This is a genomic window from Winogradskyella forsetii (assembly GCF_013394595.1).
In the GTDB taxonomy this organism is placed as follows: Bacteria; Bacteroidota; Bacteroidia; order Flavobacteriales; family Flavobacteriaceae; genus Winogradskyella; species Winogradskyella forsetii.
Genome location: NZ_CP053348.1, coordinates 3763792 through 3775911 on the forward strand (window position 1 = coordinate 3763792; position 12120 = coordinate 3775911).

The following is a 12120-nucleotide window of genomic DNA, read 5'->3' on the forward strand; positions in this document are numbered from 1 at the left end:
TTGTATTATAAGTTTTTTAGAGCTTCTTTAATAATTTGCTCTACTTGGGCTTCCGGTTGGGTTTTTAAAATTCTTTCAACCACTTTTTCAGATTGTTTTTTATTAAATCCTAAAACATCTAAAGCAGATAACGCTTCATCCTTGTGCGTATTGTTTGGTATTAAAGAAAGTTCATCTATGCCATATACTTTTAACACTTTATCCTTCAAATCAATAATAACGCGTTGGGCAGTTTTTGCTCCAATGCCTTTAACACTCTGAATCAACGCCACGTCTTCACCCGCAATACCTTCCTTTACTTGGTCTGGAGTTAAAGATGATAACATCGTTCTTGCTATATTGGCTCCGATACCACTAACTGAAATCAATAATTTGAAAATTTCACGTTCAGTCTTAGTCGAAAACCCATACAGACTTTGCGAATCTTCACGTACTTGAAGATAGGTGTAAAGTCTTAAATGTTCTTTATCTGGAATTTGAGAAAATGTATGCAATGAGATATTAATAAAATAGCCGACTCCATTGCAATCTATAACAACGTCAGTCGGGTTTTTTTCAACAAGTTTGCCCTCTATATGTGTAATCATTTATAACGAAAAGTTAAAAATCCAAATGTAATAAAATTATTTTCATTACATAGCTTGAAGATATTGTTATACAAAGGAATTTGAATTTAGTCTTTTGAGGGGAAACATTGATAGGAATTTTAGGGCTTTTGAGGGTGTTTTTTGATGTTGCTGAAAAATAAAGACACTAATTTCACTAATTAGCACTTATCGCTATGGAGAGCTGACACAAATTTCACGCCTGCCTGTCGGCAGACTGAGATTCACGCGGATGCTTTCGAATAAAAATTACACAGAGGTACACAGAGGTTTCTCAGAGTTTCACTGAGGAAAAATAGATAAAATTAAATTGTAAATTCTTACTGTTGGATTGAAGAACAGTTTAACTGAAAACTGTGACTGTGACTGACTTAAATAATTTTGCTTAAAAAAACGACACTAATTTCACTAATTGGCACTAATCTATACCGAAATTTTATTTTGACACTGATTTCACGGATGCTATGCATTACTTGTCTTTGCGGCTCTGCGCCTTTACGAGATTACACAGAGATACACAGAGGTTTCTTAGAGTTTCACTGAGGATAAATAGATAAAATTAAATTGTAAATTCTTACTGTTGGATTGAAGAACAGTTTAACTGAAAACTGTGACTGTGACTGTGACTGTGACTGTGACTGTGACTGTGACTAATATGTTCTTGTTTGAAAAAACAGAAACAGCTTGTCCCGATAATTTTGGGAGATTACACGGATTTTCATGGAGATTCGCTGAGGAAAAAAGCGGAATGATACTATAAAATCTGAACTATTGAATGATGGATTAGTCGATTGCGCATGCTGTGTACTGAAGTTATGAATGTTGTGTTAAAGTAAGAAGCTCAAAAAAACTTATGGGCACTACAGAATTTGACTATTGCAGCAAGTGATTGAAGCGTATATTTTATGACTTTCTTACTTTATACTAAACACTTTTTACTAAAAACTTTTTACTGAACACTTTTTACTGAACACTGAACACTGCCAACTAAACACTTTACACTTCCTACTTCACCTTCCTCTTATCTCGTTCTTGAGCATCAACAACAGCTATTGCCGTCATGTTTACAATTTCATCTACACTGGCGCCCAATTGCAATATATGGACCGGTTTACGCATTCCCATCATAATAGGCCCAATAGATTCTGCTTTATTGAGTTCTTTAAGCAATTTATAAGTAATATTTGCAGCATCTAAATTTGGGAAGATGAGTGTGTTTACTTTACGACCGGCTAATTTAGAAAATGGAAAAATATCTTGAAGCATTTTTGGGTTTAAGGCGAAATCCGTTTGCAATTCGCCATCCACAACCATTTCTGGATAAGCTTTGTGCAAGTAGGCCACTGCCTCTCTTACTTTTTCTGCTCGTGGATTTTCAGACGACCCAAAATTAGCGTAAGATATCATAGCGGTTATTGGTTCTATTCCGAACATTTTAGTTACTCGAGACGTCATTCGAGCAATTTTAGCCAAATCTTTAGCGGATGGATCAATATTTATTGAGGTGTCACTTAAAAACATTGGGCCTCGTTGCGTCATCATTAAATTGGTTGTTGCTACTCTTGTTACGCCATCAGCCATCCCAATTAATTCTAACATAGGTCTTACAACCGAAGGATAATTACGAGAATAACCCGTAATCAGTGTATCTGCATCACCAACATTTACCATCATTGCCGCAAAATAATTACGCTCACGCATTACTTTTTCCGCAGAATATATGGTTACACCTTGACGTTTACGTTTTTCCCAATAGGCTTTTGCATAGCGGTTTTTTCGTTCTAACTCTTCATCAGATTTTGGATCAATGATAGGTACATCTGCATCAAATTCAATTTCCTCCATTAATGCCACTATAGTTTCCTTACGCCCTAATAAAATAGGAATTGCGATCCCTTCATCATAGGCAATTTGAGCAGCTTTTAGAACATCGAGCTGGTCAGCTTCTGCAAAAACGACACGTTTAGGATTTGTTTTCGCTCTGCCCAACAACATTCTAACCAATTTATTATCTGAGCCCAAACGTTCCAATAAGGTATTTCTATAACGGTCCCAATCTTCTATCGGTTCTTTGGCCACACCACTTTCCATAGCCGCTTTTGCGACCGCAGGTGGCACTTCTGCAATTAATCTTGGATCAAAAGGTTTAGGTATTATATAGTCTTTTCCGAATGTAAGTCTGGTTTCGGAATAGGCAATATTTACCTGCTCTGGCACCGATTCTTTTGCTAAATTAGACAAAGCCTTAACGGCTGCCATTTTCATAGCCTCATTAATCTTTGTCGCTCTCACATCCAATGCACCTCTAAAAATAAAAGGAAATCCAAGAACATTATTCACTTGGTTAGGATGATCGCTACGACCTGTTGCCATAATAATGTCGTCCCTTGTATCAATAGCAAGTTGATAATCTATTTCTGGAACTGGATTTGCCATTGCAAATACAATAGGATTCACTGCCATGGATTTTAGCATTTCTACAGTGACAATATTTGGTTGTGACAACCCAATAAAAACATCTGCACTTTGCATGGCTTCGGCTAGCGTATCTATTTTACGATGGGTTGAAAATTCAGCTTTTTCTAGACTTAAATTACCTCTATCATTTCTTATAACCCCTTTGCTATCTAGCATTACAATATTTTCACGCTTTGCACCAAAGGCTTGATAGAGTCGTGTACATGAAATTGCAGCTGCTCCTGCTCCACTGACTACAATAGTAACTTCATCTATTTTTTTGTCAGCAAGCTCTAAAGCATTTAACAAAGCGGCAGCTGAAATAATAGCCGTACCATGCTGATCGTCGTGCATTACGGGAATATCCAATTCCTCTTTTAAACGACGTTCAATTTCAAAAGCTTCAGGCGCTTTAATATCTTCAAGATTAATTCCACCGAAGGTTGGTGCTATATTTTTAACTGTGGCAATAAACGCTTCTATATCTTCTGTGTCTACTTCAATATCAAAAACATCAATATCTGCAAAGATTTTAAAAAGCAATCCTTTACCTTCCATTACAGGCTTTGAAGCTTCTGGTCCAATATTTCCTAATCCTAACACTGCCGTCCCGTTGGAAATTACAGCTACTAAATTTCCTTTAGCAGTGTATTTGTAAACGTTATTGACATCCTTTGCTATTTCTAAACATGGTTCTGCTACACCAGGTGAATATGCTAAAGACAAATCGCGTTGCGAAGCATACTTTTTAGTTGGTACAACCTTTATCTTTCCCGGTGTTGGTTTAGCATGATATAATAATGCTTCAATACGTTTACTTTGTTTACTCATAATTGGAATGGTATAAGCCGTAAAGATACAATGAACTCATTTAAACTTTTTAATTTGTCTAAAAAATTGCGCTTTTCTACCCAATTTTTATTTTTTTGATCTGTAGCGATACTTGGCGTCTTAAAGCGGCTTATAATTCCGCACAACATAAATAAGTCTTGCATAACTGCTAAACAGGTTCATTATATGATTAAAAGTCTAAAAGCGTTTAAAATGTTGGTCAATTTCATTTTTATAGTTTTCCTAATTTAGAAAATTCCAATAATAATTTTGATTTATAATATTTACATCATGAATGATAGGAGTTTTAAACAAAAAAAATCGTCCCAGATTTCTTATCCAAGACGATTGCTTTATTAGTAGCTCTTAAATTTAACTTATTCTGATATGTTCACCAAATCATTAACAACATAGACTAAACCATTAGCCGTTTCAATATTTGAAGCGATCACTTTTGCGCCTCCTATAAATGTCGTATTACCTGATTCAGCAATCTCTATCTTATTTTCACCGCCTAAATCCAATATTTTGGTTCCTGTAAGTCGGTAACTTTCAATTTTTGAACTTATAAAATGATTGTTTACGAATTTAACCAACATCGCTCTATTCTTAGGATTGGTTAATTCCGCAAATTTATTTACGGTCATATATTTAAAAGCTTCATTCGTGGGCACAAACAAGGTGTGTTCTTTATCTGTCATTTTCAAGGAAGCGTCCAAACCAGACAGGGTCAATAAATTTGCAAAGATAGAGAGATCCTTATCCATATAAATTAAATCTATGGTTTTGTATTCTTTTGTGTCTTCTACACCTGCAAGAGGTGCCATTGTATCTTGACTGAAGCCTAAAGTACTTATTAGCATTAACGCTCCTACCAAGAGTAAATTTTTTATGTTATTTGTTTTCATAATAATATTTGTTTAATAGTTAATAATTAATTTTTTCTTTTTTACTATTTGGGGAATTCGTCAAACATATCATCGACAAATTCTGATATCGCCTCTGATTCATTTTGTTGAAATATAAGATCTGATGCTTTTCCTTCCCAGACCACATTTTTACTATCTGTGTCCACTAGTTTTAAGAGTAACATGCCTTCCTTATATTTATTGACATCCGTTTCATAACCTACTAATTCAGTGTAGTTATAGTAATTATTGAAGTAATAACTTTGATAATAAGGACTTACAGGATACCTTCTATTATAATATCGAGGATATGTGGCATAAACTGGATCTTGATCCACCGTCTTTTCAATATCTGTGGATGTACTCAGCAATACCAACAAATCTGGATTGTTCCTTTCTATAGTATAACCTTGATTCTTCATGTTTTGATTGACACTTTCAATTACGGACATTCCTACATTGTTGTCATTTTCGAATTTCTCAAAGTCATCAAAGTTACTGTTAGGGAGATAAGCAAACGTTTTATAATTGCTCAAATCTGTTGTACCCATTTTTTCCGTTGTTATTTTTGGCCCACATGCAAAAAGGGTAGTTATTAGAGCTAAGGCCATTATTTTTAAAGTCTTCATATACATCTTTTTTATGTTCCCTAATAACTTAAATGATATTGGTCTAAAACATGTTCTGTTTTAAAGATTTTCTTAACGCAGATGCATATTTGGTGGTTAAAATGGTGTTAAGGGTAAGATAACGGTTTGAAAATTGGGCTAATCTTTAAGAAACTTAATATTCCGTTCCAAACCAGAAAATTTGGTTCGTTTTACCGCCGATTTTTGAAAGACTTTTTTAAAGGTATCTTCTGTAATCTCCTCCCAATCTTTTTTGGTCATATCCAAAAGTTCGGGATGTGGATTGAATAAGGGTTCGTTGTGCGGTTTGGAAAAGCGGTTCCAAGGGCAAACGTCTTGGCAGATGTCGCAACCAAACATCCAATCGTTAAATTGACCTTTAAATTCTGTTGGAATATTTTCTTTGAGTTCTATGGTAAAGTACGAAATACATTTACTGCCATCTACCACATAAGGTTCTGTGATGGCTTCTGTTGGGCAGGCGTCTATACAAGCTGTACATGTACCGCAATGGTCGGTCACTGGTGTATCGTAGTCTAATTCTAAATCGATAATCAATTCGGCTATAAAATAGAAAGAACCAACTTGTTGCGTTAATAGGTTGGAGTGTTTACCTATCCAGCCTAAACCCGATTTTGCAGCCCAAGCCTTATCCAAGACTGGTGCCGAATCTACAAAAGCACGACCATGAACCTCGCCAATTTCATCTTGTATAAAATGCAGAAGCGATTTTAATTTGTCCTTAATAACGAAATGATAATCTGTTCCATAAGCATATTTTGATAACTTATAAGAGTCTTCAATCTGAACTTCTGAAGGGTAATAATTCAACAATAAAGACACTACGCTTTTTGAACCTTCCACCAATAAAGTGGGATCCAAACGCTTATCGAAATGGTTTTCCATATAACGCATTTCGCCATTCATATTCTTGTTTAACCACGCCTCTAATCTTGGAGCTTCTTCTTCAAGAAACTCTGCTTTGCTAATACCACAAGATAAAAAGCCGAGGCGTTTGGCTTCGGCTTTAATAAGTTCAGTGTATTGCTGTTTATTATTCACAGCGTAAAGTTACTATTATTTAATTGTCTTGATTTTGATTTTTTTCTCATTAAATCCTGCTTCACTTTTGTTCAATAATTAAAGCTCCTGTCGCTGCTTTAACTGAGTATCTCACTGCTTTTTCATTTTCATTCATTTCGGTGTCCATAATAGCATTTGTCTTTGATTCAATATCTTCATTTTCATATCCAGCTTTAGCTGTTACGATCCAAGCTGAAGCTTCAAGTTCACCATAGGCTTTTACTGATGAGGATAGCTCTTTTGAATTAGTAACTGCCTTGGACGCTCCTGTTTTAGTTGAAGAGATCACCTCAAATTCTTTGCTTGCAAAAGAAATATTAAAAAGAAGTTCTTTGTTTTCAGGAAGTTTAAAATGTATGGTATTGGAGACAAACTGAATACTATCTACTATAGATGTATTTGTATAAATATTTCGAGGCTCCTCAGCTGGATTATAAGTAATCATAATAGTCCCTGATTCTCCAGGTTGCATATTTAGAATTTCTGTTGTTCTAACGTTGCCTGCACCGAGAAATAAATTTGACATATATGTAAAATCACCACTTCTAGTAACTTCTATAGAGACTGAAATCTCTCCTGTTAATGGCTTATCATTTAGATCATTGATTGTAAATGCAAAAGCAACTTCATTGTGTTGGTTTTCTTGCGCATTCAATTGGCTAGCATACATAAATAGTATGGTTCCAAATATTAGCATGATTTTTTGTTTCATAATTGTTTAATTTAGGTTTATATTTAATTTTTAAGTTCTTTAACCAGAGCTTCTATACTATCACTAAATTCATTTAGCTCAAAATTTTGAGGGTCGTCATGTCCATTTTTAAATCCTTGATCTAAAACGGCATGATAAGCTGGGATTAACCAATTCCCCGATCTTGCAGAAGCACAGATGTATAATAAAGCTAGTTTATCGTATTGCTCTTGTGTAAATCCAGGGTCTGGAGATACGACGTCATTATCTTTCCATTTTCCTTCTTTCGATTTTCTAGGTTGTACCAATTCTATGTGTATAAACAACCCTCTTGAAATTGCTTTATCCAACACTTTATTTTCAAATCCGGTTGCTCTCCATGGAACAGAGAAATCAATTGGAAAGAAAATTTTTCCAGTTCGACCAATAAATGCATGTGGGCCTTTTCTTATTTCCCCTTTTTTATATTTCCATCTTACTTCAACATCATTTTGTTCCCATGTATCATCATTAATATTTTTTGGAAAATCTTTATTTTTAAAATTAGGTGTGCTTGTATCATGTATTACAAAATATTTAGCACTTGTACCTTTTTTATTTCTTGATAAAGAGTCTTGAATAGAACCTCCTATATTAGAATAATCCATATCATTATCTTGTAAGTACATATCAATCTCTCCTATAGATAATACTTCTATTGGATCATTCATGAGCATTGTAATAAATTGAGGCAGCTCTGGGTCATTTTTATCAAGTATTCCCATTGGTTTCACTTTATGCAATAGGTATTCTGCTTGTGAAAGCTTTGACCCAAAGAATTTTTGGTTTTCTATAGAGAATTCTTTTATTGCTTGAGACTGGCTATAACTAGTCGTTATAAAAAGTACTAAAATGAGTTTTATAATTATTTTCATGATACTATTTTTAAATTTAATTTTTTAAACTGTTATTTTTAAACATGCTTTCTTGCAGAATTATATTCTCATCCATATTGGTGAAGATGTTTTTTTTTATAATGTCTCGTTGTCCAAATTCATAGTATGCGGTACCTGATACTATGATTTTATAATCATCTGAATATTTCACAAATTCTAGGGCTTTCTTTGAACCATTGACAGAATGTGACGAGAACCGTTCTGGCTGATAAAATACTGTCCTATCTTCAAACAAAAATGCTAAGGTTATTTCAATATAATTTAAAGCACCTTCTCCTGGAGGCTCTAAAACCGGCCATAAATTGCTCGTTATTAAAATAGTATCCGTGACCGTCATTGCATTAATTTCAATGACACTAAACTCATTTAGCAAATCAGTAAAATCCAACTGTTTTAAAATCTTTTCTGGAATTTCGAGAGAAATTGTTTGAACACCTTCTTTTTGACCTTGATTGTCTTTATAGTATAAATCAAAAGTATTATTAGTCTGTAGGAATAGTTTTATCAAGCTTAAATTTTCATCGGGAAGGTCAATCTCAAAACGCAAAATTTGATTACTAATCGGTAGTATTCTACCTATGGTTTCACCATTTGCTTTTAAAGGTTGTTCACTAAATGATATTACCTTTTTTGGTGGATTATTTTCTAAAATCACCCCCTTTTCATTTAATACTTGATTTGCCTCAGCAAATTTTATAGCATCGTATCCCAACTTCGTTTCAATAGTTACTGACATTTTTGAATCGCCGGTAGCTTTGTAGTATAAATTGCCTAATTTATTCTGCTCTCCAGTATTAGGATCTTTAACTGGCATAAGGGTCGCCTTTGAAGGGATGGCATAATATTTAAAAGGTGTATTTGGCAATTTATCTACATCACCATCTACCAAAACATCGAGATTATTAATAGTTCTATGGATATCCATTTTATCAATATCATACTTGGTCTCGAAGTTATTACACATCGTATGGAAGACTTCTGAATAAGAATTGTCATTAACTAAGTCGGGAGTACTAACTCTACCTTTATAGGTTTGAAATTTTGCTAATAAATCATCTTTAGACCAACTATCAATTTTAGGGTTTTGTAAATCAGTATATATTTGAATCATAAATGTTATCATGAGCCTATTCATTAAAAGTTTCTCATTTTTAGCAAACGGATCGATATAAGCCTCAACATTTGTATCAGTTTTCCAAATAAAAGGAAGCTCTGTATTGAGCTCCGTTGCTGTTAAATCCTTATAAGGTGACTTTAAAAAGAATTTATCCGCAGAGAAAACGAAATCAGCCTTATTTTCCACAGAATAAATCTTTATTGGACTCTCGTAAATGATACAGTTAGCAATAATCTTAATATAACCTCTATTACGTCTTTGAATATTCATAAAACCGAAGCTATCAGGAGATATCTGTAAAGTATCTATTACTATAATATGATCTGTGTTCGCAATATCCGTTTCTGGATAACCATACTTATTGTAACCTGCAAAACTCAAGTTTAATAGATTAATATTCTTGAGGTAATAGACGTTAGTTTTTCCGAGAGCACCTTTCATTTCCAATTTATCGCCTTTAGATTTTACATGAATTCCACTTTTTGAAATCCATTCGGGATGCTCTTCAATTTTTTCTACCTCAAATGCTTTTTTAGGAATTGTTGTGGAGTGTCGTGCCGCTTCACTGTAAATTTTATACTTGGGAAAATTTACACGGTATAATGTGTCCCCATTCTTTTTTTTTAACTGAGCGAATTTTATCTTTTCGTCAACCTTTTGACGTTCCCAATGTCCTATAGTTGTACTTGATGTATAAACCCAAACGAATTTATCTGATCTAAACATAACTTTACGAGTGAATGGCGTATTTGTATTCATTACTCTAATAGGCAGTTTACTAATAACCTTTGTCTCGTTTTTTAATACTGCTCTTTTATCTTTTGCTTTTTGGGCCAACAAAGTGACTGAACCTAATAGACAAAAATATAAGACTATATAATTTAGAAATTTATTCATGTTGTAATATTTAGCATTAAATCTACTCATCATTAAAAGTTCTCCACTGCAAATCTCGCAATGTGTTTTCAGCTATTTCTATGAGTGCTGTTTTTTTTATTTCTTCCCTCTTAGTTATAAAATTTACTTCGCTAGATATTGATACATTATCTTTGGGCACTAGTAAAACAATAGGTTTTGGTTCACCATAAATGCCATTTTTAGCATATGGTTTTATAGCTTTTTTAAAATTTAAATCACCTATTTTAAGCGTAACTTCAGCCATATCTAAATCTGAATTATCACCTGTGATTTTATAAAATGATAAGCTGCTACCATCAATTGATAACTGGTTAGTGATTTGACCAATGCCATCCATGTTTTTATTTCCCTTTTCCAGTTGCACTTCTTTTTCTATAGTAAAATCTCCATTTAGTAGGTTGGAATTAACCTGTAATTTAATATTAAACTTAGGTTCATTTCGTCTTTCAATATCTTTTTCACCTATCAAATTGAATCTTAAATAGTCTATACTAACACCTTTAAGATTAGTCCACTTTTTTTCTGGAGTCCATGTACAGGCTAAGCTATTTTTGTTACCTTCACTATTTATATAAATTATGTCTAGTGCTAATGATCTTAGGTCGTAGTTCAGGTTTATATCCTGCAACCCTATTGCTATATATGGGAATGTATCATTAGCATTTATATCTATAATATGACCATTTTCTTTTAGTTCCTCTTCGGTCATATTAAACTTTGAAAAGCCTATTATTCCAAAGAAAGTAGTTTCACGAGATTCTAGATATTGAGTTTCAGAATCATAAGAGATTTTGCCTGTTTTTCTGTTTTTTATATCTTTTACTGAGTTTTGATATCCTGCTTTTAATGACTTCTCACCAATAGTAATTTGGTCTAACAATTTCTTTTTAACACCTTCATCATTGGTGCTTTCATACAGTGATTTTAACTCGGTTAATCGTGCCTCTTTTGTTTTATATTCCTTACTCAAAACCACATTTTCTATTTTAAGTTTCAATCGTTCAAAATGTTCATCTTCCAAAGATTCATTAGTAGCATTTTTAGGATCGCCACATTTTATTCTTTTCACTTCAACACCAGTATTTTCGTTAAGATCTTCAATTATTTTTTCCCTTGTTTTACTGCCTCCTAACTTAATTGGCCCCAAACTTATCCCACCTTCTAATTTTGTTTGTTTCTGGTAATATTCATAAACACTCTCCCATTCTCCTGTAATATTAAATCCACAAGGTGGTGTTAAGCCATTGTACTTTATAGAAACACTAATTAAAACACCTCCTTTTCCTGTTGCAAGTTCTGATATAACAGCTGCACCTAATTCATTCAAACTTAAACTAAAGCCCATTTTTTGATTAACAATTAATGGTCCTTGAAAAGCTGTATTAGTATCAGGGTTTCCTAAAAACAGTCCTTTATCAGTAAATATTTCAAATTCGCATTTATCAAGTGGCATTGCTGCTAATTTGATTGCGCCTATTTTATTTCCAAATCCAGTTAGCTTTGCTTTTTTTAATATATACGCTTTCATAAATTCAATTACCTCTGGCTCTGCCGCCATAGTCATTGTGCCTTGTATAATACCTCCTTGTTGTGTTGGACCACCATCTGATGGATCATATTGATAGCGTAACAATGTAAGATCTGGAAATTCTTTTCCATCTTTATTAATAGTTGTAGTAACTCGAGCCTCATTAGGTACATAATAATATTGATCTGTTTCTTCTGCATCTCTAAAAACTGAGTAGGTTTTTTTCTCACCATCATCCGTTATTACTACTAAATCATCAATTCTGTTTTCTGCAGCTAAACTAGCTTGTGCTATTAATGAAGTTTGAACTCCAATAACAAAACACACAATGCATATTGTGTTGAAGACCTTTAATTTGATAAAATATTTCCTTTTTTCGTTTCTTAATTTTTCCATTTTGATAATGATTTAAAATTTA

Annotated in this window: 9 protein-coding genes; all 9 read right to left on the bottom strand. The window is 33.4% G+C overall.

All coding sequences use genetic code 11. The annotated features are described in order from the left end of the window. Nucleotides 1–5: 5 nt before the first annotated feature. On the bottom strand, nucleotides 6–587 hold the full coding sequence (gene ruvA, locus HM987_RS16195; RefSeq protein WP_179009064.1) for a Holliday junction branch migration protein RuvA: 582 nt from the start codon (nucleotides 585–587) through the stop codon (nucleotides 6–8). 1023 nt (nucleotides 588–1610) lie between these two features. Further along, nucleotides 1611–3893, bottom strand: a complete 2283-nt coding sequence (locus HM987_RS16200; RefSeq protein ID WP_179009065.1) for an NADP-dependent malic enzyme — start codon at nucleotides 3891–3893, stop codon at nucleotides 1611–1613. A gap of 377 nt (nucleotides 3894–4270) precedes the next feature. Beyond that, on the bottom strand, nucleotides 4271–4801 hold the full coding sequence (locus HM987_RS16205) for a fasciclin domain-containing protein (protein WP_179009066.1): 531 nt from the start codon (nucleotides 4799–4801) through the stop codon (nucleotides 4271–4273). 44 nt (nucleotides 4802–4845) lie between these two features. Continuing rightward, nucleotides 4846–5430, bottom strand: coding sequence for a DUF4136 domain-containing protein (locus tag HM987_RS16210; protein ID WP_179009067.1), 585 nt, complete (start codon nucleotides 5428–5430; stop codon nucleotides 4846–4848). Between the two features lie 138 nt (nucleotides 5431–5568). Next, nucleotides 5569–6492: a tRNA epoxyqueuosine(34) reductase QueG gene (queG, locus tag HM987_RS16215; RefSeq protein ID WP_179009068.1), complete on the bottom strand. Its 924-nt coding sequence runs from the start codon at nucleotides 6490–6492 to the stop codon at nucleotides 5569–5571. 61 nt (nucleotides 6493–6553) lie between these two features. Continuing rightward, nucleotides 6554–7225 (bottom strand): hypothetical protein, encoded by a 672-nt coding sequence (locus HM987_RS16220; RefSeq protein WP_179009069.1) that lies wholly within the window; start codon nucleotides 7223–7225, stop codon nucleotides 6554–6556. A gap of 23 nt (nucleotides 7226–7248) precedes the next feature. Further along, entirely contained in the window at nucleotides 7249–8118 is an 870-nt protein-coding gene (locus tag HM987_RS16225) for a peptidoglycan recognition protein family protein (RefSeq protein WP_179009070.1), read from the bottom strand. A gap of 16 nt (nucleotides 8119–8134) precedes the next feature. Continuing rightward, nucleotides 8135–10153, bottom strand: a complete 2019-nt coding sequence (locus tag HM987_RS16230; protein WP_179009071.1) for a hypothetical protein — start codon at nucleotides 10151–10153, stop codon at nucleotides 8135–8137. 22 nt (nucleotides 10154–10175) lie between these two features. Beyond that, entirely contained in the window at nucleotides 10176–12098 is a 1923-nt protein-coding gene (locus tag HM987_RS16235) for a hypothetical protein (protein WP_179009072.1), read from the bottom strand. Nucleotides 12099–12120 lie beyond the last annotated feature (22 nt).

Coding starts and splice junctions, on each gene's coding strand:
- HM987_RS16210 (WP_179009067.1), bottom strand. CDS start 5,430: ATGAAGACTTTAAAAATAATGGCCTTAGCTCTAATAACTACCCTTTTT.
- HM987_RS16200 (WP_179009065.1), bottom strand. CDS start 3,893: ATGAGTAAACAAAGTAAACGTATTGAAGCATTATTATATCATGCTAAA.
- HM987_RS16235 (WP_179009072.1), bottom strand. CDS start 12,098: ATGGAAAAATTAAGAAACGAAAAAAGGAAATATTTTATCAAATTAAAG.
- HM987_RS16230 (WP_179009071.1), bottom strand. CDS start 10,153: ATGAATAAATTTCTAAATTATATAGTCTTATATTTTTGTCTATTAGGT.
- ruvA (WP_179009064.1), bottom strand. CDS start 587: ATGATTACACATATAGAGGGCAAACTTGTTGAAAAAAACCCGACTGAC.
- HM987_RS16220 (WP_179009069.1), bottom strand. CDS start 7,225: ATGAAACAAAAAATCATGCTAATATTTGGAACCATACTATTTATGTAT.
- HM987_RS16205 (WP_179009066.1), bottom strand. CDS start 4,801: ATGAAAACAAATAACATAAAAAATTTACTCTTGGTAGGAGCGTTAATG.
- HM987_RS16225 (WP_179009070.1), bottom strand. CDS start 8,118: ATGAAAATAATTATAAAACTCATTTTAGTACTTTTTATAACGACTAGT.